Here is a 22779-nt window from a genome sequence, read left to right as displayed (position 1 = left end):
GAGCGAGGCCATGCTCAAATCGCGCAGGCACCTCACCTGAAGTTTAAGAGCCTCTGCGCGAATGACCCCGCGAAACTCGGCCGTGTGGAGATTGAGCCTCTCGCTCCAGTCGAGCAAGCCATGCAGCTGCCTATCCCAGGCAGAACAGGTCCGGGTTTGAAATGTCTTACTCGGCGTCAATTCCGAGGCCTTGGCGAGAGAGATTGGTGCCAGACCTATGCATGCGCAGAACAATAACATTGAAAAACAGTCTACTGATCCCTTATGCATCGAGTGCCTCGGTTATTTCATTTTTTGCTGCGGGATTATCATTCATTATGCTATGCAATGTTTTGTCTAATTGCTTTAGTTGCTTGATATTCGATATTAATTAATTCGAGAAGGCGAAATATATTTATTGGAAATAGTATCAAATGAAGTAATAGTATCGGGTATAATAATGAAATTATGCCGTATATTATAAATAGTACATTTGCAGAAATGGCGTATATCCTCGTTGTTTTCATGCTTTTATTATAGAAAGCCAATATTGTACAAATTGCTGCTAGTAGACCTACAATGTCTACTTTATTTATTTGCGATAATTGTTCGTAGCTTGGCATATTGATAACAAGCTCCGATATTTCTTGGATCCAGCTGCGATAGTTACTATTAGATATAAATCCGTTTCCGAGATTATGGTGGTGCAACAACAGCGGAATCTGAGCGCAATTAACTTGCCACATTCAAATTGGTTGAGGTGGCTATTTGATAGGCATTTCTAAGATTTCTGCCAATTCTGTCAAAACGCTGCGAAAAGTGTCTATGCTGAGACGACTAGAGGGCCCACGGGGAACGAGCCAATGAACACGGCTGCGATCGATCCTGCCCAGTTGACGATGTTCGATGTCATCCAAGCGAGACAACCCGAGGATTTGGAGGGCTCGTTCCGGATTAGCGAACGCGTTGCAAAATCGAGCCGGATCTACACCTACCAGCTCCAGAGCAGAGCGCTGTGGCGAGCCAGCTTCGCTAGACCATTTTTTACCCTCGCAACCCGTAGCACCGGCGCAATCGTCGCGAGCTACGCCAACAGCAGCTTTGCAACCGAGCTCTCCATCGACGGCGACGAAGGCGACCTTTTTTGCTTCACATCGATCCTCGCCGGCCACATGGCATTGGCTCAACGAGGAAAGCACGCGACAGCCATGAGAGGCCAGGGTTTCGCGTGGCGCCCGAGCCGGGGAACTCAGCTCCTGATTGGCGATGACAACGCGCGCACAAATGTCTTCTTGAGGGTTACGGATGTCGAGGATGGGCTGGTACGCATGCTCGACGAACCGCTCCGCCAGCCACTAGAATTCGCGCCCAGCGTCGACTGGAGCAGAGGGCTGGCAGCGAGCCTCAAGAGTCAGCTGGATTTTGTGTTTAACGACTTCCGGCGAGAGGACGGCGTGGTCAGCAGCCCCGTAGCACTCGCGTCCTTGATCGATCTGTTGGTCTCGCTTGTGCTACGCGGCACGTCGCACAACTATTCCAATTGGTTGGCGAAGGGCTCTTCCGGGACCGTCCCGGCCTACATTCGGCGTGCGGAGGATTTCATGCGCGAAAGTGCCACTGAACCGATCCGCATGGCCCATGTCGCGGCAGCAGCTGGATGCAGCCTGCGGACCCTTGACGATGCGTTCAAGCAATTCCGCGGCAGCACGCCGTTGGGCGCGTTGCACGCCATTCGACTAGAGTTAGCGCGCGAAGAGCTGGCTCTTGGCGTGCTAAGTGATTCTGTCACTACCGTCGCTCGCCGATACGGCTTCACCAATTCGTCACGGTTTGCCAAGGTCTTTCGCCGTCGCTTCGGCGAAACGCCGATGGAGGTCGCGCGACGCGCCTCGCGCTCTTTGTGGCGAGACGTTTAGCGGAACTGCTGGCGGTCCTGTGGATAGTCCCCTTTTCTTTTCGAACTCGTCCGGGCTGAGATAGCCAATAAACGAGTACCTGCAGTTCGTGTTGTAGAACCTTTCAATCTAACCGAGTACATTGGCTCTGGCTGTGTTGTAATCTGCCGTCAGCGCCCTTGATGCCATTCAGAGGGAGGAAGGATTTCTGGATCATCACAGCCCTTATGGAACGCAGATGAGTCAAAACCAAAGGCCGCGCCAGTGAACCCCAGGCCGGAGAAAGCACCGGCAGAGCAGGTCGTGAAGGACATCCGCCGAGCGACGCGCCGAAGCGATGGGCATGCATCTGCCCCGCGTGTTTGCCGGACGACGATCTGATTTTCAAAAGCAGCCGATCCACTCCCGTTTCGTCCAAGGTATTAGCTGCCGAAAGCGGACTGTAGAGAGGTCTGCATCGGGCCACTCTTGCTCGTTGGCTGGATCGCAGACCGGACTGCCCAAGAGCCGACGTCCCGGGAGTCCGGAAGGGCCAGAATCTGATGTTCGTCAGACCCCTCCTTGGTGGTTCAATCGCGCCACTAGCGGAAGTTGGGGCCTAGCCAGGAAGCAGACATTTCGCGCGGACGGAGTGGGCGGCAGTTCGCGACCCATGTCAGACGTTGGCCGCGAGTCCGCATTTCGAACCAGGCTGACGCTTCCCGACGTTGAGAGCGTCCGCTCGGGCGATCAAACCGCGGTTCCCGGCGGCGAATTGCCATATTGATGTGGCGCAGCCAACAAGTACCCGCCATGACAGTCAGGAGCTATAATTCGACTCAGCTCATAAGGCAGTCTAATTAATGGCGCATCCGAACTTCAATGATCTCGCCGCCTTCGCCATGGTCGCGAAGGAGCGTAGCTTCACCAAGGCCGGTGCCAAGCTGGGAGTCTCGCAGTCCGCACTCAGCCAGACCATCAAGGCTCTCGAGGAACGCCTGAAGCTTAGGCTTCTAACGCGCACCACCCGAAGCGTCGCTCCCACCGAAGCCGGCTTGCGCCTTCTCGAAACCATCGCGCCGCGCTTCGACGAGATCGAGGCAGAGATCGCAGCGCTTGGCGAATTGCGGGGCAAGCCGGCCGGGACGATCCGCATCACGGCCGGCGAACATGCTGCGATCGCAGCTTTGCAGCCAGCGCTGCGCCGCTTGCTGCCGGATCATCCCGACATCAAGGTCGAGATCATCGTCGACTATGGCCTCGTCGACATCGTGGCGGCGGGCTATGATGCGGGGGTGCGTTTGGGCGAGCAGGTCGCAAAGGACATGATCGCCGTCCGGATTGGGCCGGAGATGCGTATGGCCGTGGTCGGATCGCCCGCCTATTTCAAACGCTACGGTGTTCCGGAAACGCCGCAGGACCTGACCTCCCACAACTGCATCGCGTCTCGTCTCCCCACCTATGGCGGCCTGTTTCCCTGGGGCCTCGAAAAGGATGGGCGCGAGGTCAAGGTACGTGGTGAAGGGCAACTCGTGTTCAATAGCCTCGCACTTCGCCTGAACTCAGCGCTCGACGGGCTCGGCCTCGCCTACCTGCCGGAGGACCAGGCGATCCCGCATATCCGCACGGGAAAGCTTATACGCGTGCTCGACGATTGGTGCCCGCCGTTTCCCGGCTACCACCTCTACTATCCGAGCAGACGGCATTTCTCCTCGGCTCTCTCCCTGCTGGTCGATGTCCTGCGCTACCGGGGTTGACGCTGCCAGAAGCGGATACCCTCTCCTATCCAGCCCTCTGCGCTGGTGCCGATGCCAGGACCGAAGCCGTGCGCGACATCCGGGTAAACCCTGTACTCGGTCTCGGCGCCCATGCTGCGGAGAATGGCGATGCGCCGCTCCATCGACGCCGGCGGTGCAATACCATCGCGCGCACCGACGACGGCGAAGGTGGGCGGCTCCGCAGCCCCGACATCGGCATGAGCGGTGTAGGCCATGATGACGGCAGCGGGCCGGGGCAATTCGGGTCCACCGAAGCGGGCCGCACCGTGGCTGCCGATGAATGCCGCCATGCGCGCGCCGGCGGAACTGCCCCAGAGCGAATATGCGCGGGTATCAACCTGCAGCACGGGGGCGTTCCGAAACACGAAGCCGATTGCGGCCGCCAGATCCCGGGTGGCTGTTTCTCCGCCCATTCCGGCCCGGTATTTCAGGACGAAGGCGTTCAACCCGGCGCGGCTGATCTCGGCCGCGTAGGGGAATCCTTCATGGACCGATCCGACATAGGCAAAACCGCCTCCTGGAGCGATGATCGCGAACGGTGCGCCGGGCGTGCCGAGCAGGAAGAACAGTCCCGCATGTAACTTGCTCGGGTCGACGCGTCGCTCCTCGTCGTCATAGAGCTCGTAGAAGATCTGCCGGCCGCGACCTGCGTCCTCGATCAGTCGGTTGAGCGCGGCAACGGTCGAGGGGATGTCGACCTGGGTATGGTAGGGCAGCAGGCTGGCGATCGAGGAAAGCCTGGCGCTCTCGTCGAGCGCGCGATCGTCCCAGGGCAGTATCCGACGACCGAACCCGGTAAATGCCGGATGAGAGACCAACTGCCCAAGGGTGGCGTCACCGGTCAGAGGCTGATGCCGCGGAGCCGTCTCGGCCGATGCCTGGGTCGAAGCCGAACACAGTGCTGCCGTGGCGAGCCACTCACGCCGTGATAGACGCGTCGTCATGGTGATACGGTCGTCGGAACGGGCCGGGCGTCGCGGCTTCGGCGGCGGCCGAAATCGATCAGCCTCATGCCATAATACGTGCCCGACATGACCAGCCCGGCGATGGCGCCGACATGAATGAAGAAGCCCGCGACCGACTCTTCAAAGTTCCACCAGTCGAGGCTCATCTGCATGGTCAGCTTCATCCCGATGCCCAGAACGAGGCAGCTCCAGATGCCGTAAGCAGCCACTGCGCCCGTGAACGCGCGCAGGAACCAGGTCCTGGTCGGACCGGTGTCGCGAATACCGAAGGCCACCCTCGCCAGCCCCATGAGCATCGGCCAGCGCAGGCCGAGATGCACCGCCACGATGACCAGAACCCAGTAGGCGGCGACGGTATGGATCTGGCGCACGGTGAACCCGCCCCAGGGAGGCAGGAAGGATGCGAGCGCATTCGAGATCAGGATGCTGGTCGTCAGCAGCGCCAGCATCGCAAGAAGGAGTCCGCCGGTGAGGAGGGCGTTGAAGAGGCTGCGGGGCTCGCGCCGTGTCCTCGGGAGACTGCCGTACCAGCGACGATTGAACACGTTGTGCGCGATCAGCAGCACGAACATGAGCGTGCCCGCGATCTCGTGTGCGACATTGCCGAGCCACCAGTAGGACAGGCCGAGCACGAGCAGGACGGCTGCGAGACCGTCCAGCCAGAGACGAAGGGCGAAGAACCGGCTCATCGTAAAGCCTATTCGACCGGTTTGCCGTTGAAGCGCGGGATCCGATAGGCCGTGTAGAGATAATCGCTGCCGGCCTGACTGCTGTGGCAGCTCGCGCAGCGCGCTGTGTTCTCGGCGGTGTTGATCTTTCCGTCCGGCCAAAACCACTGATACTGCCAGTCGCCGGTCCGGCGGCGCTCGTCGTAGTCGGCGCCCCAGCCCTCGCCCTTCTCCATGACGAAGTAGCGGAACAGCTTGCCGTCCCGGAAGTCGACCAGCACGAAATGCGTGCCCGGCGGGATGGGCTGGCGGTTCTTGACCGCCTCCAGCGCCTGCGGCGTCGTCATGATGTGCTCGGTGACGTTGCCGCGCCGTACGGTAGTGTAGTGGACCAGCTTATCGAGATCCGGAAGCGTCGCCCGGGTGGACTCCGCATGCACCTGCCAGCCGACGCCGAGAACGATGGTCATCGCGGCGGCCGTCACGGCCGCCTGGGTAGCGCGTTTCATCCTGGATCCTCAGCGGCCGTATTGCTGGTCGGAGACGTGCTCCATCCAGTCGACGGTCTTGCCGTCCAGAGATTCGGAGATGGCGATATGCGTCATCCCGGAAGCCGGCGATCCGCCATGCCAGTGCTTCACGCCAGGAGGAATCCAGACGGTATCCCCTGGCCCAATCTCCTGAATCTCGCCGCCCCAGTGCTGCACCCGACCGACGCCGTGGGTGACGATCAGGGTCTGGCCAAGCGGATGGGTGTGCCAGGCGGTGCGCGCACCGGCTTCGAAACTGACCGCGCCCCCACCAACGCGCGCCGGAGCCGTTCCCTGGAACCTCCCTGTCACCGAGACCTTGCCGGTGAAGTTCTGGGCCGGGCCGTCGGTCGGCTTCTGCGCGGAGGCGCGCTGGACCGCCACCTCCTGGTTGCTCTGAGCGAGCGCTGCCCCGAAAGGTAGCGCCATCGCGGCGAAGATCAGGGCGGGAGTGAGCATGATGGGGCTCACTTCTGCTTGAAAACGTCGCGGGCGACACCGATGGCGGTGATGGCATTCGGCCAGCCGGCGTAGAAGGCGAGCTGCGTGATCGCCTCGACGATCTCCTCTTCCTTCACGCCGTTCGTGCGCGCCAGCGCGATATGCGAACGAAGTTGCTCGGGCCGGTTCAGCGCGATCAGGGCGGCAACCGTGATCAGGCTGCGGTCGCGCTTGGCCAGTCCCGGCCGCTCCCAGATGTCGCCAAACAGCACGTTGTCGGTGAGCTCGGCCATCTTCGGGGCGATGTCCCCCATGAGTTGCTGCGCCCTGGACGGCGGCTTCGCCGTCGCCGGCTGTGCCGGGGTTTGCGCTTGGGCGGAGCCCTCGAATGGCGCCGCACCCAGGAGCAGGGCGGCAACCGACGCGTTGCGGATGGTTCGCATGGCAGACCTCATTCGCGTTTGGAGATGGCTCAACTTCGGCGGTACGGAAGCGTCCGGGCGAAGAACGGGGCCAGCTTGCCCATGGCGGCATCGACGTATTTCGGCACCCAGTAGGTCTCGATATGCGTCGCGCCCTCGATCTCGAACAGCTCCTTGTCCGTGGTGCCGGTCGCCTTGGGGAAGGCCTCTTTGGTCATGTAGAGGCTGTCGGCCTTGCTGCCGGCGATCATCAGCAGGGGCTGGTCGATCAGCTCGATCTGATCGGTGGCATCCCAGCGCATCAGGTCCAGCAAGCTGCTGGTCGTGTACCTGAACGTCGAGTTCGGATGGGCGTGGGTCTTCCAGTAGTACGCATAGCCCTGCCGATACATCTCGAAGGGCAGCTTCGCGATCTGCTCGTCGGTCAGGTTGGCGTCTCCGGAGTAAAGGATCTCGCCACCTGCCACTTCCTGGGCGCGCGCCTGCGAGACCTGCCGCAAGCGGTCCTGGATGGTGTTCAGCTGCGAATCCGCGAAGCCGTTGCGGCGCACGCGACCGGAGTTGAACATGCTCAGCGTCGCGATCGACCTGAACCGCTTGTCGACCTTCGCTGCGGCAAGCGCGTAGCCGCCGCCGCCGCAGAGGCCGAGCAGACCGATCCGGGCGACATCGACGCCCGGACAGCGGGTGACGTAGTCCGCCATGCCATGGATGTCCTCGATCCGGTTCTGGGGCTTGTCCACGCTGCGGGGCTGGCCGCCGCTCCCGCCCTGATAGGCGGCGTCCGCTGTGATCGCGATGTAGCCCTCGCCCACCAGCCGTTGGGCATAGAGCCCCGCGACCTGCTCCTTCACGCCGCCGTTCGGATGGGCGACGACGATAGCTGGATAGCTCTTGGCAGCGCTGTACCCGGCCGGGGTGTAGACGTTGGCGACGATGTCCAGCCCGCCCAGCTTGTAGGTCACGGGGTGGATATTGACCTTGCCGGGCTCGTTGCCGGTGATCGCGCCCTCATAGACCAGGCCGAAGGGATTCTTCCTGTTATCGGCGGCGCGGGCGTCCCCGGCGGCAACGCCAGTGGCTGCGGCAGCGGCGGCCGTCTTCATGACGGTTCGACGGGTCATCATGGTCTTCCTTTCGAATGCAGTGCTTTGGAGGCCGGGCGCGAGGCGCCGCCAGCGTCAGTCGAGCTTCTTCTCGGCGAGGAACTTCGAGACCAGGTCGGCGATCTCGACATTGTTAAGGTCGGAGAACGGGAAGTGCGTGTTGCCGCGGATGCCGATCTCGGGGAGGTGTACGAGGCGCGCATCCCCGCCGTGCCGGTTGACGGCCGCGACCCAGAGCTTCGCCATCGCCAACCGGACGCGCCAGTTGTCTTGCCCACGCTCCGTGGTTGGCTCGACCGAAAAATTGTCGCCGTAATAGATGACGATCGGGATGCGGGTGAGCTTCTGGAAATCAGCCGAAGGCACCGCCTCGGGCGACAAAGTCCCGGCAGCGCTCGGCATGGCCGGGGGCAGTTCGCCCTCCGGGAAAATGAAGCCGCTGCCCGGCTCGAAAGCGACGATCGCCTTGACGTTGGCGTTCTTGATCGCCGTCAGCCAACCCGGACCGCCGCCTTGGGAATGCGTGAACAGGATCGCCGGACCGGTCTTGGCGAACAGCGCCGCCATCGCGTTGGAAATGACGCCGGCATCGTAGGGCCCGGTATTCGGCGTGACCGAGCGGAAGAACTGGTCCAGCGTCTCCGGCTTGCGGTCGAACTGGACGTTATCGAAGAAGTTCGGCCATTTGCCGAGCCGGAACTGATCGAAGAAGAGTTGGTCATAGGGGGTGGGTTCGATCGTCGTCCCGACCGTACTGTTGCCGGCACGTCCGCGCCGCGGCTGGTCGACGAGATAAACCGGGAATCCGCCGCGCAGGAACAGGGTCTGGAAACCCTCGCGCCCGTCCGAGGTCGTCTCCCAGCTTCGCGCCGACTGGAAGGCGCCGTGCAGCATGACGATCGGCAGCGGCTTGGGATTCTGGGGAACCTGATAGAAGGCGTAGAGATGGTCGCCATGAAGGCTTTGCCCTTCGGCCGTGGGCTTGTCGTTAGCGAAGTTTCCGGGGGTGCTCACCACCGTGCCGCCGACGGCGAAGCTGCCTTGCTCTTGGATCGTCAGAAAGCCGGGTTTGGCAGCCTGTTGCGAGAACGCCGGTGTTGAACCCATCAAGCCCCCCGCGAGAAGGAAGGGCGCAATAAGGAGTTTGGTATCGATGGAAGGCATTCGCCCCTCGTTCGCCGCATCAGCTCACGAGGAACCTAGTCTCCTATGCACTCTTCGATTAGCCATCTGGATTCAATAGGCTTGATAAGTCCGGCTAATTAATGCAGTGGCGATCCGGCGGGCTCCATGTCTGCTTCCTGAAGATGCCCAAGTCCCGCTACGGGCGCGGATCGGCAGATACTGAGCGTGCTGCAGAACTTCTGCTTCCCACCCAAGCTGGCCGTGGTCGAATGGCGAAACTGGCACGGCGGGTGCCCGCCGTGCCCAAGGTCATAGGTCCGTTTGCTCCGAAAGGAGAAGCGCATCGTCTAGGTAGCGCACGGTGCTTTCCAGTTTCGTATGGCCTAGAACAAGCTGGCATGCACGCAGATTGCCGGTGCGCTTGTAGATCAGCGCGACCTTTGTTCGGCGGAGACTATCCGTTCCGTAGAGCGCTAGGTCCAAAGCCGTCATTTCGGGCGAAGCGGAACGCAGGCCCGAGAATCCCTGGCAGGAAGAAACTCCGATGCGTTGCTCGTCGGGAGATGCTCGGGTCAAGCCCGAGCATGACGGCCTCCTGCGGCCGCACCGTATTGCGACCGTCATCGAAAGGTGGTCCTTTCCGCGCCCGCAACAGGGAATCGACCATGAGCGAAGCCGTTCTCGGAATCATCGGCGGATCGGGCATCTACGATCTGCCGGGTATCAGCGACCTCCGCGAGGAGCGGATCGACAGCCCCTGGGGCGAACCCTCCGACGCATTGCGGATCGGCCGCATCGGCAAAACCAAGATCGTCTTCCTGCCACGGCACGGCCGCGGCCACGCGATCCCGCCCTCCGAGATCAACTACCGCGCCAATATCGACGTGCTGAAGCGGGCGGGCGTGACCGACCTCGTCTCGCTCTCGGCCTGCGGCTCCTACAGGGCGGAGCTCTATCCGGGGCTTTTCGTGCTGGTCGACCAGTTCGTCGATCGCACCAGCCGGCGCGAGAGCTCGTTCTTCGGCAAGGGCTGCGTCGCCCATGTCTCCGTCGCCCACCCGGTCGGCCCGGCCCTGCAGTCGCGGATCGCAGCGGCCGCCGAAGCGGAGGAGCTGCCCTTCGTGCGCGGCGGAACGCTTGTCACGATGGAAGGGCCGCAATTCTCGACCTATGCGGAATCGATGACCTATCGCGGCCTCGGCTACGACCTGATCGGCATGACGGCGATGCCGGAAGCCAAGCTCGCGCGCGAGGCCGAGATCACCTACGCCACCGTCGCGATGGTGACGGACTATGACTGCTGGCACGAGCTCCATGGCGCGGTCGATGTCGCCTCCGTCGTGGCAGTGCTGCACGAAAATGCCGACAAGGCACGCCGCCTCGTCGCGCGACTGGCGGCCGATTTCCCGACCGAGCGCGAAGCCTGCCCGGCCGGCTCGCATAATGCCCTCGACAATGCGATCATCACCGCGCCTGCCTTCCGCGATCCGGCTCTGCTGGCGAAGCTCGATGCGGTAGCCGGGCGCGTGCTCAAGGCCTGAGTCATGGCTGTGCCCTTGACGAAGCCGGCTCGGCGTCCGACCAAGGCGTCCGTCACCACGCCCGAGACGACGCCCATGAACCTCGCCGACAGCATCCGCGCGATCCCGGACTATCCCCGGCCCGGCATCGTCTTTCGCGACATCACCACGCTGCTCGGCGATGCGCGGGCCTTCCGCCGTGCCGTGGACGAGCTGGTGCAGCCCTTCGCCGGGCTGAAGATCGCCAAGATTGCCGGCATCGAGGCGCGGGGCTTCATTCTCGGCGGCGCTGTGGCGCACCAGCTCTCGGCCGGCTTCATCCCCGTGCGCAAGAAGGGCAAGCTGCCGCGGGAAACGTTGCGCGCGACCTATGCGCTCGAATACGGCACGGACGAGATCGAGATCCATCGCGACGCGGTGCAGCCGGGCGAGCGGGTGCTGCTGGTCGATGATCTCGTCGCGACCGGCGGCACGGCCGAAGCGGCCGTCAATCTGCTCGCCGGCCTGGGGGCGGAGGTGGTGGCAGCGTGCTTCATCGTCGACCTCCCCGAGCTCGGCGGGGCCGACAAGATCCGCAGGCTCGGCGTGCCCGTGCGGACGCTCGTCTCCTTCGCCGATCACTGAGCGCGCATGAAGATCAACGGCCAGCATTATCGAACGATCTGGCTCGGGCAGGATGGCTGGCGCGTCGTGGTGATCGACCAGACGCGGTTGCCCTTCCGCTTCGAGACGGTGGCGCTGGGCTCGGCCGAGCAGGCCGCCGACGCGATCCGCTCCATGGTGGTGCGGGGCGCGCCGCTGATCGGCGCAACAGCCGCCTATGGCGTCGCGCTGGCGATGCGGGCGGATGCCTCCGACGCTGCACTGGAAGCGGCGCTGGCGCTGCTGGGCGCAACGCGCCCGACCGCGGTCAACCTGCACTGGGCCCTGGAACGCATGCAGCGAGTGCTGGCGGCCAAGCCTTCCGAACGCCGGGCGGAAACCGCCTATGCCGAGGCGGCGGCGATCTGCGACGAGGATGTCGCGCTCTGCCGCGCCATCGGCGAGCACGGGTTGCCGTTGATCCGCGAGATCGCGGCGCGCAAGCCGGCGGGGCAGCCGGTCAACATCCTCACCCATTGCAATGCCGGCTGGATCGCCACGGTGGACTGGGGCACGGCGCTGGCGCCGATCTATCTGGCTCACGATGCCGGCATCCCTGTCCATGTCTGGGTCGACGAGACGCGCCCGCGCAACCAAGGCGCGGCGCTGACGGCCTATGAGCTCGGCGCCCATGGCGTGCCGCACACGGTGATCACCGACAATGCCGGCGGGCATCTGATGCAGCGCGGCGCGGTCGACATGGTTATCGTCGGCACCGACCGCACCACGGCCGATGGCGATGTCGCCAACAAGATCGGCACCTATCTCAAGGCGCTCGCGGCCCACGATAACGGCGTGCCGTTCTATGTCGCACTGCCGTCGCCGACGATCGACTGGAGCATCCGCGACGGCCTCGCCGACATTCCGATCGAGGAGCGGGCGGCGCGCGAGGTGACGCATCTGTCCGGGCTGGCCGAGGATGGCGAGGTGCGCTCCGTCCGCGTCGTCGCGCCGGGCAGCAATGCGGTCAATCCGGCCTTCGACGTCACGCCGGCGCGGCTGGTCACCGGGCTCATCACCGAGCGCGGTGTCTGCGCGGCGAGCACTGAGGGCCTCGAGCAACTCTTCCCCGATCTGGCAAGCAGGGCGACAGGATGAACGAACTGGAGCTGCGGCAGGAGATCGTGGCGGTCGCACAGGCGATCGACCTTGCGGGCTTCTGCCCGTCGAAATCGGGCAATGTCTCGGCCCGCTTCGGCGAGGGGTTGCTGATCACGCCCTCGGGGCTGCCCTATGCGAAGACGAAACCCGAGGATCTGATCCATCTGTCGCTCGACGGCACGGTTCTGGACGGCACGCGCAAGCCCTCCTCGGAATGGCCCTTCCACGTCGAAATCTACAAGGCGCGGCCGGATGCGCAGGCGATCGTGCATACCCATTCGCCGCGCGCCACGGCGCTCTCCAGCACCCGGCGCGGCATCCCGGCCTTCCACTACATGATCGCGCTTTGCGGCGGCGCCGACGTGCGTTGCGCGGATTACGCGACCTTCGGCTCGCCCGAGCTGGCAGCCAATGCCGTGAGGGGGCTCGATGGACGCAAGGCGGTGCTGCTCGCCAACCACGGCGTCATCGCGCTCGGACAGACATTGGCGGGCGCCCACACCATCGTTGCCGAGGTCGAGAACCTCGCAGGCCAGTATCTCGACATCCTGGCGGCGGGGCTTGAGCCGATCATCCTCGATGGCGCCGAAATGGAGCGCGTCGGCGCCAAATTCGCGGGCTACGGCAAGGTCGGTTAATCTGGCGAGGCTCGTCTTACGCAGCGTTAAACAATGCCGCGTAGACATGGATCATGATCGTTTCGCGCTATCTGCACGAATCATTCGATGTGCTCTCGGTCGGCGTGTGTGAATACGATGCCGAGCATCGCGCCGTCAGCTGGAACCGCACGTTCCTGCACTTCTTCCCTGAGGACGACGGCCTGATCTATCCGGGCGAGCCCTATGTCGACAACCTGCGGCGGTTCTACACGCTGCGGCTTGCGCCGGAGGAGATGCCGGATATCGAGCGCTACATCGCAGAAGGCATGGCCCGCCACGAAAACCAGACGCAGGCCTTCGAGTTCCTGCACAATGGACGGCGGCTGCGCGCGACCTCGCTCAGGGCGCCCTGCGGCAGCCGGGTGCGGATGTGGCAGATGATCCAGACCTCGCACCAAGTCGATGCGGCCGCGGATGCCATGCTGCCCGCTTTCGAGGCGCTTCGTTTCATTCCCGACGGCGCGATGTTGCTCGACGGCGAAGACCGGATCATCGCGGCCAACGATGCGTTCCGCCAGCTCTACGACATTCCCGCTGACATGCTGATCGTCGGATTGACGTTTGACCAGATCGTCGCCGAATGCTGGCGCGGCGTTTCGGCCGTCGCTGGCCTGCGGGCCAGCATCCTCAACGGTCTGCGCTATGATGGCGCGCCCTTCGAGATCGAACTGCCGGGGCAGCGCTGGCGGCGCGTCGTCGCTCGCCACACGGTCGAGGGGCTGAGCTGCTTCATCCATGCCGACATCACGATGGCAAAACGCCAACAGGCGGCGCTCATGAGCGCGCAGGATGCCTTGCGGCAGGCCAATGCCGAACTCGTCCAACTGGCGCAGACTGACGGCCTGACGGGGCTCGCCAACCGCCGCCGCTTCATCGAATGCCTCGCCAGCGAGGCGGCTCGTGTGCAGACGCTGGCGCTGTTGATCGTCGATGTCGATCACTTCAAGGCGATCAACGACCAGTTCGGCCATGTCGCCGGCGATACCTGCCTGCGCATGGTGGCGCAGATCATCGCTGGGGCCCCGACCAGTCAGGCGCTGCTCGTCGCACGGCTCGGCGGCGAGGAATTCGGCGTCTTGATCGCCGATGTGACGGCGGATCAGGCAAAGGGCGTCGCGGAAGCGATCCGGCAGGCGCTGGCGCAGGCGCCATGGCGCGCCGTCGATGCGCAATTGCAGGGTGCGACGGTGTCGATCGGGCTGTGCTGCGGCCAGGGTCCGCTAAACGGCGATGGCCTCTATGCCAGTGCCGACGAGGCGCTCTATGCGGCGAAACGCAATGGCCGCGACCGGATCGAGATCTCGCTTCTACCCGTTTCGGCCAACGCCAGAGCGAGCTGAGTTCAGGCCGCGGGGCTTGCGCTCGACGAAGACACAGCCGTCGAAGCTGAAGACCTCTTCGCCGTGCTGGTTGACGCCGGTGTTGCGGTGGAAGAACAGGCCCCATTGCGGCCGCGAGGCGCTCTCGCGCTTGTCGATCACTTCCGAAAAATAGGTGATGCGGTCGCCGGCGAAGACCGGTTTCGACCAGCGCAGATTCTTGAAGCCGGGCGAGGGGCCGAGGCGCGCAGGGCGCCCGGTCGTCGCCGCGAGCTGGCGCTCGCGATGCGAGACCATCGTCGCCATCCAGACGGCTGCCGTGTGCCAGCCCGAGGCCGCAAGCTTGCCGAAGGATGAGGCCTCGGCCGCCGCCTCGTCCATATGGAAGGGCTGCGGATCGAAGCTGCGGGCGAAGGCGACGATCTCCCCGGCAGTGAAGACGAAGCTGCCGAGTTCATGGCGGCTGCCGATCTCTAGTTCCTCGAAGAAGCGGGTCGGTTCCGCAGCTGTGGCGGGCTCTTCGAGCGGGCTCTCGATGGCCGGGCGCTCATACCGCGCGGAATGCGCGAGCCAGTTCCCGGTCGGCTGCGGAGCGATGCCGGAGCCTTTGCGGCCGAACATGATCCAGTTGGTCTGCTCCAGCACCGGCTCGTCGCGCTGGTTGAGCAATTCGAGCCGGAAGCGCACCAGGCCCATTTCCGGGCGCGAGCGCGAGGCCTTGGTCTCAAGCACGGTTCGTCGCGCGCTCAGCGTGTCCCCGGGGAAGACGGGCCGCAGCCACCTCACCTCCTCGATGCCGGGCGCACCCATGCCGGTGGAGTCCAGCAGGAACTCCTCCGCCATCAAGCGCATCAGCAGCGAGCAGCTATGCCAGCCGGAGCCGATCAGCCTGCCGACGAAGCTCGCCTTGGCGGCTTCCGGATCGACATGGAAATCCTGCGCGTCGTAGCGCGAGGCAAAGGCGATCAGCTCGTCCTGAGAAACGGCGATGCCGCGCGAGCGTGTGACCTCGCCGGCGACGAAATCCTCGAACTGCAGCATCGGCCGGGATCCTCTGGGCGCGCCTCAGTTCGCGAAGCGGAAATGCAGCACGTCGCCGTCGGCGACGACGTATTCCTTGCCTTCGAGGCGGAACTTGCCGGCTTCGCGCGCCCCGGCCTCGCCCTTGTTGGCGACATAGTCGTCATAGGCGATGGTCTCGGCGCGGATATAGCCCTTCTCGAAATCGGTATGGATTACGCCTGCCGCCTGCGGGCCCTTGGTGCCCTTCTCGATCGTCCAGGCCCGGGCCTCCTTGGGACCGACGGTGAAGTAGGTCACGAGGTTGAGCAGGCTGTAGCCGGCGCGGATGACGCGGTTCAGGCCGGGCTCCTCGAGGCCGACCGCCTCGAGATAATCCGCCTGCTCTTCGGGCGGCAGCACCGCGATCTCGCTTTCGATCTTGGCCGAGACGACCACGGCGACGGCGCCTTCCTCGGCGGCGCGCTTTTTCACCTGCTCGGAGAAGGCATTGCCCTTGTCGGCGCTGGCTTCCTCGACATTGCAGACATAGAGGACGGGCTTCGAGGAGAGCAGGCCGAGCAATTCGAAGGGCCGGCGTTCCTCGGCGGCGAGCTGGACGAGGCGGGCAGGCTTGCCGTCGCGCAGCAGCACGAGGCAGCGATTCATCAGATCGGCCGCTTCCTTGGCCTCCTTGTCGCCGGCCTTCGCCTTCTTCTCTAGGGGCAGGACGCGCTTTTCGAGGCTTTCGAGATCGGAGAGCATCAGCTCGGTCTCTATGATCTCGATGTCGTCGATCGGCGCGACCTTGCCCTCGACATGGGTGATGTCGCCATCCTCGAAGCAGCGCACGACATGGGCGATGGCGTCGCATTCGCGGATATTGGCGAGGAACTGGTTGCCGAGCCCTTCACCCTTCGACGCGCCGCGCACCAGGCCGGCGATGTCGACGAAGGTCAGCCGCGTCGGGATGATCTCCTTGGAGCCGGCGATGGCGGCGAGCTTCTCCAGCCGCTCGTCCGGCACCGCCACGTCGCCGACATTGGGCTCGATGGTGCAGAACGGATAGTTCGCGGCCTGTGCCGCGGCCGTCTGCGTCAGCGCGTTGAAGAGGGTCGACTTGCCGACGTTCGGCAGGCCGACGATGCCACATTTGAAGCCCATGATCGCCTGTTCCGTTGCCCGGCGCGATTGGCCGCTGCCGGGCGTGAAGCTTTGAAAGTTGCGGCCTTATTGGGGGGCTTGCGCGATAAAGACAAGTGCTGCCGGCCGGATGGGCGAGGTGCCGCTCACGCGAACGTGCATGGCGGCTGGGCGGGCGGCGGTGCTGGATCGCCGGCAGGCCTCCTCGCGATCGGTTATCCCATGCGCAAGCTTCCGCTCTTCTCCGTCGTTCTCGCTTCCCTCCTTGCCGTCGGCGCGGCGCAGGCCCAACAGGGGGGCACGCGGCTGCGGGGCGAGGTCGAAGCCATGAACGGCTCGGTCCTGACCCTAAAGACGCCCGAGGGACGCGAGGCCAAGATCGCGCTCGCGCCGGGCTTCTCCACCGGCGGGGTGGTGCCCGCCAAGGCCTCCGACATCGCCAAGGGCAGCTTCATCGGCGTCGGCGCCAAGCCGCAGCCGGATGGTACGCTGCTAGCCGTGCAGGTATTCATCTTCCCCGAGGCGATGCGCGGCACGGGCGAGGGGCACCGGCCCTGGGGTGTGCTGCCGGATTCGACCATGACCAATGCGACGGTGGCCGAGACGGTCTCGCGGGTGGACGGCGCCAGCCTGGTGCTGAGCTATCCCGGCGGCGAGCAGAAGGTCGTGATCACGCCGGAAGCCGCCATCCTGATGGCCGCGCCGGCCGAGGCGAGCGAACTCAGGCCCGGCGCGCAGGTTGCGATGACGGCAAGCCGGCAAGCGGATGGCAGCTACAGCACGAGCCGCGTCACGGTCGCCAAATCCGGGGCGAAGCTGCCCCTGTGACGGGTCAGTCGGCGGCCTTCTCGCCGATCTGCTTCACCGCGGCATGACCACGCGCATCCATGAAGAGATGCACCTTGTTCTGGAAACCGGCATCGTCATGGGCCGACAGCAAGGCCGCGTGATCGGCGCAGGCGGTGCAGAGATCCTCTACCCAGGGCTGCTCGACCTTGCCGAAATCGTTGAGCACGTAGGAATGGACGAGCGCCTTGTCGCCGGGATGGCCGATGCCCATCCGCACGCGGCGGTAGTCGTTGCCGATCGCCGCGGTGGTCGAGCGCAGCCCGTTATGGCCGGCATTGCCGCCGCCGAGCTTGACCCTGAGCTTCGCGGGCGGGAGGTCGAGCTCGTCGTGGAAGACGATGACGTCGGCGGGTGCGATCTTGAAGAAGCGGGCGGCCTCGCCGATCGAGCGGCCGGACTCGTTCATGTAGGTCTGCGGCTTGAGCAGTATGATCTTCTCAGCCCCGATGGTGGCCTCGCAGGCCTCCGCCTGGAAGCGCGCGCGCCAGGGCGAGGCGCGATGGAGGCGCGCGATCTCCTCGACGGCCATGAAGCCGATATTGTGCCGGTTGCGGGCATAGCGCCCGCCCGGATTGCCGAGGCCGGCAAAGATCAGCATGGCGGAACTCCGGCAGGCTCATAGCAAGACGGCCGGGAGGTCCCGGCCGTCTCGTTCGACTGGATTGGCAGGGGAGGGCGCCGGGTTGGCGCCGCGTCCTCAGGCCTTGGCTTCGGCCGGAGCCTCGGCAGCCGTCTCGGCCTCGGCCGCAGGCTCGACATCGACCGTCGGCGGAGCGAGCGTGACGATCGTCGCGTCGGAACCGACGGTCAGCTTGGCACCGGTCGGGAGCTTGATGGCCTTGGCTTCGATCTGGTCACCGATGTTCAGGCCGGCGACGGAGACCTCGAAGGCTTCCGGAATGTTCTCGGGCTCGACGGTGATTTCGAGGGTGTGCTCGACGAGCTGGACGAGACCGCCGTTCTTGATGCCGGGGCTGGCGTCCTGGCCGATGACGTGGATCGGAACCTGAACGGTCACGGTCTGGCCCTTGGCGACGCGCAGGAAGTCGACGTGCAGCGGGAAGTCCTTGACCGGGTCCAGCTGGTAGTCGCGCGGAATGACGCGGTGCTTCTTGCCGGCGACGGTGATCTCGAAGATCGTGGTCAGGAAGTGGCCGCCGAAAATCAGCTGGCGGGTCTTGTTGGAGTCGAGCGCGATGGCTTCGGGAGCAGCCCCCCCACCATAGATCACGGCAGGCGTCTGGCCCTGGCGGCGAACTGCACGGGCGGCCCCCTTGCCGACCTGTGCGCGCGCCGAAGCCTCGATTTGCTTCACGGCGGTCATGTTGGATGTCCTTGACTTGTAAATGACAAGGCCGCCTCGTGGCGGCCATCGGTTCGTGCGTCCAGAGCCTCCAAGGGTGTCAGCCGGGCGCGACGCTGCTCATAGGGTAAAACCGGCGCAATCTCAAGTCCGCTGCGTCACGCCGCGTTGGCGACGATATCGCGCTCGGGCAGGAAGGCGGGAGCGGCCTGGCCGAAGCGCTGCACCAGTTCGCGGATGATGAATGCCGGGACCGGCGGGGAATAGAGGTAGCCCTGTCCGAAGCGGCAACCCATCTCCTCGAGGCGCTGGGCCTGCGATTGGGTCTCGATGCCTTCGGCGATGATCTTCATGCCGAGGCGGCGGGTCATCGTCAGCAGGGATTCGACGATCACCGCGCTGCGGGCGCCGCTGTCGATCGGGCCGACGAAGGAGCGGTCGATCTTGATGATGTCGATCGGAAAATCGAGCAGATGGGTCAGCGAGGCGAAGCCGGTGCCGAAATCGTCGAGCGCCACCAGCATCCCGAGCGCGCGCAACGCTTCCATCGTTCTGGCGACGCCGTCCCTGCGCCCGCCCATGAAGACCTGCTCGGTGATCTCGATGACGAGGTGCTGCATCGGCACGCCCACCTTGTCGAGCGCTCTTGCGGCACGCTGGGCGAGGTCACCCTTCTGGAAATCGGCCGAGGTCACGTTCAGGCCGACATGCCGGACATGCAGGCCGGCATCCTGCCAGTCGGCCATGTCGGCGGCGACGGAAGCGAGCATCTGCGAGGTGATGCGGTGGGCGATCTTGGGGTCCTGCAACGCCTCCTGGAACTCGCCTGCCGCGACGATGCGGCCGTCGTCGAGTCGCATGCGGGCGAGCGCCTCGACCCCGACGATCTCGGCCGTGTCGAGCCGGATGATCGGCTGGTAATAGGGGATGATGCGCTCGCTGCCGAGCGCGCCTGCGACATCCTTACGGATCCGGGTGCGATGCATCATCGCGCTGCGCAGCTTCCGGCGGAAGCGCACATAGCGGCCGCGGCGGGTTTCCTTGGCATGATACAGCGCGAGATCGGCGTTCTGCCGGAGCGTCACGCTGTCTTCCCCGTCCTCGCCGGCAATGGCGCCGCCGATGGTGACGCTGGGCTGGATGCTGTGGCCGTCATGGTCGAGCGGCGTGGCGACGGCTGCGAGAGCGGCCGAGGCGAGGCTGCGCATCCTTGCGGCGCTGTCGCAACCGGGAATCAGCGCGGCAAATTCGTCGCCGCCGATCCGGCAGGTCAGGCAGCCGCCCAAGGCCGCGCTCAGTCGATCGCCCACGCCGGCGATCAGGCTGTCGCCGGCGGCGTGGCCCAGCGTATCGTTCACGATCTTCAGATGGTCGATGTCGATCAGCAGCAGCCCATAGCGCTGCGAGGCCGCGCTGATCGTGGCGATCGCATCGTTGAACTGGGCGCGGTTCGGCAACCGGGTCAGCGTATCGAAATAGGCGAGGCGGTGGTTGCGCGTGCGCACCTCGTCATGCTCGATCGCGATGGCGCAGAGATGCACGCAGGTCGCGACGATGCGGCGTTCGAGGTCCCGCGGCTGGCGCGGCTTGGGGAAATAAAAGGCGAAGGCGCCGACGACGCGGCCGTCGCGTGCCTTGATCGGGGTCGACCAGCAGGCGCGCAGGCCGAGCGGCAGGACGAGCTGCGCATAGGATTGCCAGAGCGGATCGGTCGCTATGTCGGTGACTTCGACCGGAGCGGCGCGATGGATCGCAGTGCCGCACGATCCGGCTTGGGGACCGATCTGCATCCCGGCGATCCCGGCGATGTAATGGGCCGGCAGGCTGGGCGAGGCGAGAGGCTGCAGGCAGCCGCGATCATCGACGTTGACGACGGAACAGACGACGCCAGGCGAGATCGCCTCGGCCCGGTGGCAGAGACGCTCCATGCATGTCGCGAGGGCCTCGCCCCGCGCGATGTCTTCAAGAATATCGTTCTGCAGAGCTTGCAGGTGGCCCGAGGGTCTGATCACGCAGTTCCCGACGCTGAGAGCTTGTCGAAGAACGCGGGCTTACCGCAAACGCCTTAAGGGCCGATTGCGGCGCCGATTCAAACTTTACCCGCCTCAGGCGGCGGCGAGGCCGAGCCGCTCGTCGCGACGGCGCAGGACATACATCAGCGGCACCGCGAACAGCACCATCCAGGCCTTGCCGATGATCTGGCCGGCGAGGAAATCCAGGCTGCCGAAGGCGAGGTGCAGGAAGACGATGCTGTCGACGACGAGGCCGACGACGCCGGATGCCAGGACGGCGGTGAGGAAGCGCCGGCGCTGCAAGGGCGTATAGACGGCGAAGTCGGCGAGCTCCGACAGCAGGAACGCCACGACCGAGGCGATAACGATGGCCGGCGGGGCGAGCATGGCCGAGATCAGCGTGCCGACGGCGATCGCGCCGAGGCCGGCCAGCGTGCCGAGGCGGCGCTGGACGAGGTCGCGCAGGACCAGCGCGAGGCCGACCATGAGGACGCCGCTCGGCGCCATCACGCCGGGCCAGACCGGCACGAGGCAGGGCCCGTTGGGGATGCAGACCGAGCCGGCATTGCCGATCAGCCAGTTGGCCGCGGGAATGGTGAGGCCGAACAGGACGAGTGCGACGAGGCCTTCGAGCTGTCGCTGGCGATCACGAGTCATAGGATGGTCCGCTGTCGTCGGGTGTTACGAGATAGGCCGCGAAGCCTTTTGACCGCAAATCGCATGCCGGGCAATGGCCGCAGCCGAAACCCCAGTCATGCCGGGTCGTCCTGTCGCCGAGATAGCAACTATGCGTCTCTTCGAGAACGAGGTCGAGCAGCGCCTGCCCGCCGAGCGTGCGCGCCAGCGCGAAGGTCTGCGCCTTGTCGCGCCACATCAGCGGCGTATGGAGTACGAGCCGGCGGTCGAGACCCAGGCCCAGCGCGACCTGCATCGCCTTGATCGTGTCGTCGCGGCAATCGGGATAGCCCGAATAATCGGTCTCGCAGACGCCGAGAACGATGTGCTTCAGGTCGCGGCGATAGGCGACGGCGGCGGCGAATGTGAGGAAGATCAGGTTGCGCCCGGGCACGAAGGTGGTCGGCAGGCGGGTCTCCGCGAAGGCGATCTCGGTCTCGCGCGTCAGCGCGGTGTCGGAAATCGCGCCGAGCGCCTTCAGGTCGACGAGATGGTCGGGGCCGAGCCGCTCGGCGTAGCGCGAGGACAGCGCCGGCAGTTTTTCCCGGATCGCGAGACGGCATTCCATCTCGACATGATGGCGCTGGCCGTAGTCGAAGCCGATCGTCTCGACCGCATCGAAGCGCTCGAGAGCCCAGGCCAGCGCGGTGGTGGAATCCTGGCCGCCGGAGAACAGGACGAGGGCGCGGGCGCTCACACTAGCGCCCTCAGTCGAACAGGCTGGACACGCTGGTTTCGCTCGCCGTGCGCTCGATGGCCTCGCCCATCAGGCCGGCGATGGAGATGACGCGGATGTTGCGGGCGACCTTCACGGCCTCGGTCGGCATGATCGAGTCGGTGATGACGAGCTCCTTGAGCTTCGACGAGGCGATGCGCGCCACCGCGCCGCCCGAGAGCACGCCATGGGTGATATAGGCGAAGACCTCCTTGGCGCCCTGATCGAGCAGGGCCTCCGCCGCATTCACAAGCGTGCCGCCGGAGTCGACGATGTCGTCGATCAGGATGCAGGAGCGGCCCTCGACCGAGCCGATGATGTTCATAACTTCGGACTCGCCCGGCCGGTCGCGCCGCTTGTCGACGATGGCGAGCGGGGCGTCGATGCGCTTGGCAAGCGCGCGAGCGCGGACCACGCCGCCGACGTCAGGCGAGACGACCATGGCGTTCTTCCACTCCAGCCGGTCCTTGATGTCGCGCGCCATCAGCGGGGCGCCGAACAGGTTGTCGGTGGGGATGTCGAAGAAGCCCTGGATCTGGCCGGCATGCAGGTCGAGCGTCAGCACGCGGTCGACGCCGGCATGGGTGATCAGGTTCGAGACGAGCTTGGCCGAGATCGGGGTGCGGCCCGAGGCGCGCCGGTCCTGCCGGGCATAGCCGAAATAGGGAATCACCGCCGTGATGCGCTTGGCCGAGGAGCGGCGCAGCGCATCGGTGATGATCAGCAGTTCCATCAGGTGGTCGTTGGTCGGGAAGGAGGTGGACTGGATGATGAAGACATCCTGCCCGCGTACGTTCTCCTGAATCTCGACGAAGACTTCCATGTCGGCGAACCGCCGGACCGTGGCCTTGGCGAGCGGTATGCTGAGATGGCTGCATATCGCTTCAGCGAGCGGCCGGTTGGAATTGCCGGCGACGACTTTGAAATGAGAGGGCATGCCGTGGCGCACCGTTG

General features: G+C 64.7%; 23 protein-coding genes and 1 pseudogene. 8 read left to right on the top strand and 16 right to left on the bottom strand.

Going from position 1 to position 22779, the window contains the following annotated elements:
- Positions 1–842 precede the first annotated feature (842 nt).
- Both AC2FAN_RS23785 and AC2FAN_RS23780 read left to right on the top strand, forming a co-directional pair.
- Positions 843–1895: an AraC family transcriptional regulator gene (locus AC2FAN_RS23785; protein WP_265054377.1), complete on the top strand. Its 1053-nt coding sequence runs from the start codon at positions 843–845 to the stop codon at positions 1893–1895.
- A gap of 821 nt (positions 1896–2716) precedes the next feature.
- Positions 2717–3610, top strand: coding sequence for a LysR family transcriptional regulator (locus AC2FAN_RS23780; RefSeq protein WP_485176588.1), 894 nt, complete (start codon positions 2717–2719; stop codon positions 3608–3610).
- Here AC2FAN_RS23780 and AC2FAN_RS23775 read toward each other — a convergent pair.
- The 8 genes and pseudogenes from AC2FAN_RS23775 to AC2FAN_RS23740 all read right to left on the bottom strand — a co-directional run.
- Positions 3598–4575, bottom strand: a complete 978-nt coding sequence (locus AC2FAN_RS23775) for an alpha/beta hydrolase (protein WP_485176587.1) — start codon at positions 4573–4575, stop codon at positions 3598–3600. The genes AC2FAN_RS23780 and AC2FAN_RS23775 overlap by 13 nt on opposite strands.
- Positions 4572–5285 (bottom strand): DUF4405 domain-containing protein, encoded by a 714-nt coding sequence (locus AC2FAN_RS23770; RefSeq protein ID WP_265054374.1) that lies wholly within the window; start codon positions 5283–5285, stop codon positions 4572–4574. The genes AC2FAN_RS23775 and AC2FAN_RS23770 overlap by 4 nt, the downstream gene beginning before the upstream one ends.
- 8 nt (positions 5286–5293) lie before the next feature.
- Positions 5294–5773: a cytochrome P460 family protein gene (locus tag AC2FAN_RS23765; RefSeq protein ID WP_265054373.1), complete on the bottom strand. Its 480-nt coding sequence runs from the start codon at positions 5771–5773 to the stop codon at positions 5294–5296.
- A 9-nt stretch (positions 5774–5782) separates the two neighbouring features.
- Positions 5783–6253, bottom strand: coding sequence for a (R)-mandelonitrile lyase (locus tag AC2FAN_RS23760; RefSeq protein WP_265054372.1), 471 nt, complete (start codon positions 6251–6253; stop codon positions 5783–5785).
- 8 nt (positions 6254–6261) lie between these two features.
- Positions 6262–6678, bottom strand: coding sequence for a carboxymuconolactone decarboxylase family protein (locus AC2FAN_RS23755; RefSeq protein ID WP_476805553.1), 417 nt, complete (start codon positions 6676–6678; stop codon positions 6262–6264).
- A 29-nt stretch (positions 6679–6707) separates the two neighbouring features.
- Complete coding sequence (locus AC2FAN_RS23750) at positions 6708–7763, bottom strand: alpha/beta hydrolase (RefSeq protein ID WP_485176598.1); 1056 nt, start codon at positions 7761–7763, stop codon at positions 6708–6710.
- Positions 7764–7838: 75 nt separating this feature from the next.
- Positions 7839–8870 carry an alpha/beta hydrolase gene (locus AC2FAN_RS23745; protein ID WP_265054370.1) on the bottom strand — a complete coding sequence of 344 codons (1032 nt, stop codon included), beginning with the start codon at positions 8868–8870 and terminating at the stop codon, positions 7839–7841.
- 327 nt (positions 8871–9197) lie between these two features.
- Positions 9198–9353 (bottom strand): annotated as a pseudogene (locus tag AC2FAN_RS23740) (integrase); the annotation flags it as partial.
- 200 nt (positions 9354–9553) lie between these two features.
- Between AC2FAN_RS23740 and AC2FAN_RS23735 the strand changes: the two are divergent.
- The 5 genes from AC2FAN_RS23735 to AC2FAN_RS23715 all read left to right on the top strand — a co-directional run bounded on the left by AC2FAN_RS23735 (position 9554) and on the right by AC2FAN_RS23715 (position 14150).
- On the top strand, positions 9554–10429 hold the full coding sequence (locus AC2FAN_RS23735) for an S-methyl-5'-thioadenosine phosphorylase (RefSeq protein WP_265054369.1): 876 nt from the start codon (positions 9554–9556) through the stop codon (positions 10427–10429).
- Between the two features lie 75 nt (positions 10430–10504).
- Entirely contained in the window at positions 10505–11032 is a 528-nt protein-coding gene (locus AC2FAN_RS23730; RefSeq protein WP_265054883.1) for an adenine phosphoribosyltransferase, read from the top strand.
- Between the two features lie 6 nt (positions 11033–11038).
- Positions 11039–12148, top strand: a complete 1110-nt coding sequence (gene mtnA, locus AC2FAN_RS23725) for an S-methyl-5-thioribose-1-phosphate isomerase (RefSeq protein WP_265054368.1) — start codon at positions 11039–11041, stop codon at positions 12146–12148.
- Positions 12145–12789 (top strand): class II aldolase/adducin family protein, encoded by a 645-nt coding sequence (locus AC2FAN_RS23720; protein WP_265054367.1) that lies wholly within the window; start codon positions 12145–12147, stop codon positions 12787–12789. The genes mtnA and AC2FAN_RS23720 overlap by 4 nt, the downstream gene beginning before the upstream one ends.
- Before the next feature lie 53 nt (positions 12790–12842).
- Positions 12843–14150, top strand: coding sequence for a sensor domain-containing diguanylate cyclase (locus AC2FAN_RS23715; protein WP_485176584.1), 1308 nt, complete (start codon positions 12843–12845; stop codon positions 14148–14150).
- On the opposite strand, the gene AC2FAN_RS23710 is transcribed toward AC2FAN_RS23715, so the two are convergent.
- Positions 14118–15170 carry a MaoC family dehydratase gene (locus AC2FAN_RS23710; protein WP_485176583.1) on the bottom strand — a complete coding sequence of 351 codons (1053 nt, stop codon included), beginning with the start codon at positions 15168–15170 and terminating at the stop codon, positions 14118–14120. The two genes, AC2FAN_RS23715 and AC2FAN_RS23710, sit on opposite strands and share 33 nt — an antisense overlap.
- Positions 15171–15194: 24 nt before the next feature.
- Entirely contained in the window at positions 15195–16292 is a 1098-nt protein-coding gene (gene ychF, locus AC2FAN_RS23705; RefSeq protein ID WP_265054364.1) for a redox-regulated ATPase YchF, read from the bottom strand.
- Positions 16293–16493: 201 nt separating this feature from the next.
- Between ychF and AC2FAN_RS23700 the strand changes: the two genes are divergently transcribed.
- Positions 16494–17099: a hypothetical protein gene (locus AC2FAN_RS23700; protein WP_265054363.1), complete on the top strand. Its 606-nt coding sequence runs from the start codon at positions 16494–16496 to the stop codon at positions 17097–17099.
- A 4-nt stretch (positions 17100–17103) separates the two neighbouring features.
- Here the strand turns inward: AC2FAN_RS23700 and pth are convergent, their stop codons facing one another.
- From pth to AC2FAN_RS23670, 6 genes are all read right to left on the bottom strand, one after another.
- The gene (gene pth / locus AC2FAN_RS23695) at positions 17104–17718 is read right to left on the bottom strand and encodes an aminoacyl-tRNA hydrolase (protein ID WP_485176582.1); all 615 of its coding nucleotides are present in this window, start codon (positions 17716–17718) and stop codon (positions 17104–17106) included.
- A gap of 99 nt (positions 17719–17817) precedes the next feature.
- The gene (locus AC2FAN_RS23690; RefSeq protein ID WP_485176581.1) at positions 17818–18444 is read right to left on the bottom strand and encodes a 50S ribosomal protein L25/general stress protein Ctc; all 627 of its coding nucleotides are present in this window, start codon (positions 18442–18444) and stop codon (positions 17818–17820) included.
- A gap of 137 nt (positions 18445–18581) precedes the next feature.
- Entirely contained in the window at positions 18582–20435 is a 1854-nt protein-coding gene (locus tag AC2FAN_RS23685; RefSeq protein ID WP_485176580.1) for a putative bifunctional diguanylate cyclase/phosphodiesterase, read from the bottom strand.
- Between the two features lie 93 nt (positions 20436–20528).
- On the bottom strand, positions 20529–21092 hold the full coding sequence (locus AC2FAN_RS23680; protein WP_265054359.1) for a VUT family protein: 564 nt from the start codon (positions 21090–21092) through the stop codon (positions 20529–20531).
- Positions 21082–21807 carry a 7-cyano-7-deazaguanine synthase QueC gene (queC, locus tag AC2FAN_RS23675; RefSeq protein ID WP_485176579.1) on the bottom strand — a complete coding sequence of 242 codons (726 nt, stop codon included), beginning with the start codon at positions 21805–21807 and terminating at the stop codon, positions 21082–21084. Before queC ends, AC2FAN_RS23680 begins: the two co-directional genes overlap by 11 nt.
- Before the next feature lie 10 nt (positions 21808–21817).
- Positions 21818–22762 carry a ribose-phosphate pyrophosphokinase gene (locus AC2FAN_RS23670; RefSeq protein WP_265054357.1) on the bottom strand — a complete coding sequence of 315 codons (945 nt, stop codon included), beginning with the start codon at positions 22760–22762 and terminating at the stop codon, positions 21818–21820.
- Between the last annotated feature and the right edge of the window lie 17 nt (positions 22763–22779).

Source organism: Allobosea sp. RIT-PG3_2, from assembly GCF_057321085.1.
Note: the sequence above shows the minus strand (reverse complement) of the source record. Positions and strands in the feature narration are given on the sequence as shown.

Coding starts and splice junctions, on each gene's coding strand:
- AC2FAN_RS23785 (WP_265054377.1), top strand. CDS start 843: ATGAACACGGCTGCGATCGATCCTGCCCAGTTGACGATGTTCGATGTC.
- AC2FAN_RS23780 (WP_485176588.1), top strand. CDS start 2,717: ATGGCGCATCCGAACTTCAATGATCTCGCCGCCTTCGCCATGGTCGCG.
- AC2FAN_RS23775 (WP_485176587.1), bottom strand. CDS start 4,575: ATGACGACGCGTCTATCACGGCGTGAGTGGCTCGCCACGGCAGCACTG.
- AC2FAN_RS23770 (WP_265054374.1), bottom strand. CDS start 5,285: ATGAGCCGGTTCTTCGCCCTTCGTCTCTGGCTGGACGGTCTCGCAGCC.
- AC2FAN_RS23765 (WP_265054373.1), bottom strand. CDS start 5,773: ATGAAACGCGCTACCCAGGCGGCCGTGACGGCCGCCGCGATGACCATC.
- AC2FAN_RS23760 (WP_265054372.1), bottom strand. CDS start 6,253: ATGCTCACTCCCGCCCTGATCTTCGCCGCGATGGCGCTACCTTTCGGG.
- AC2FAN_RS23755 (WP_476805553.1), bottom strand. CDS start 6,678: ATGCGAACCATCCGCAACGCGTCGGTTGCCGCCCTGCTCCTGGGTGCG.
- AC2FAN_RS23750 (WP_485176598.1), bottom strand. CDS start 7,763: ATGAAGACGGCCGCCGCTGCCGCAGCCACTGGCGTTGCCGCCGGGGAC.
- AC2FAN_RS23745 (WP_265054370.1), bottom strand. CDS start 8,870: ATGGGTTCAACACCGGCGTTCTCGCAACAGGCTGCCAAACCCGGCTTT.
- AC2FAN_RS23735 (WP_265054369.1), top strand. CDS start 9,554: ATGAGCGAAGCCGTTCTCGGAATCATCGGCGGATCGGGCATCTACGAT.
- AC2FAN_RS23730 (WP_265054883.1), top strand. CDS start 10,505: ATGAACCTCGCCGACAGCATCCGCGCGATCCCGGACTATCCCCGGCCC.
- mtnA (WP_265054368.1), top strand. CDS start 11,039: ATGAAGATCAACGGCCAGCATTATCGAACGATCTGGCTCGGGCAGGAT.
- AC2FAN_RS23720 (WP_265054367.1), top strand. CDS start 12,145: ATGAACGAACTGGAGCTGCGGCAGGAGATCGTGGCGGTCGCACAGGCG.
- AC2FAN_RS23715 (WP_485176584.1), top strand. CDS start 12,843: ATGATCGTTTCGCGCTATCTGCACGAATCATTCGATGTGCTCTCGGTC.
- AC2FAN_RS23710 (WP_485176583.1), bottom strand. CDS start 15,170: ATGCTGCAGTTCGAGGATTTCGTCGCCGGCGAGGTCACACGCTCGCGC.
- ychF (WP_265054364.1), bottom strand. CDS start 16,292: ATGGGCTTCAAATGTGGCATCGTCGGCCTGCCGAACGTCGGCAAGTCG.
- AC2FAN_RS23700 (WP_265054363.1), top strand. CDS start 16,494: ATGCGCAAGCTTCCGCTCTTCTCCGTCGTTCTCGCTTCCCTCCTTGCC.
- pth (WP_485176582.1), bottom strand. CDS start 17,718: ATGCTGATCTTTGCCGGCCTCGGCAATCCGGGCGGGCGCTATGCCCGC.
- AC2FAN_RS23690 (WP_485176581.1), bottom strand. CDS start 18,444: ATGACCGCCGTGAAGCAAATCGAGGCTTCGGCGCGCGCACAGGTCGGC.
- AC2FAN_RS23680 (WP_265054359.1), bottom strand. CDS start 21,092: ATGACTCGTGATCGCCAGCGACAGCTCGAAGGCCTCGTCGCACTCGTC.
- AC2FAN_RS23670 (WP_265054357.1), bottom strand. CDS start 22,762: ATGCCCTCTCATTTCAAAGTCGTCGCCGGCAATTCCAACCGGCCGCTC.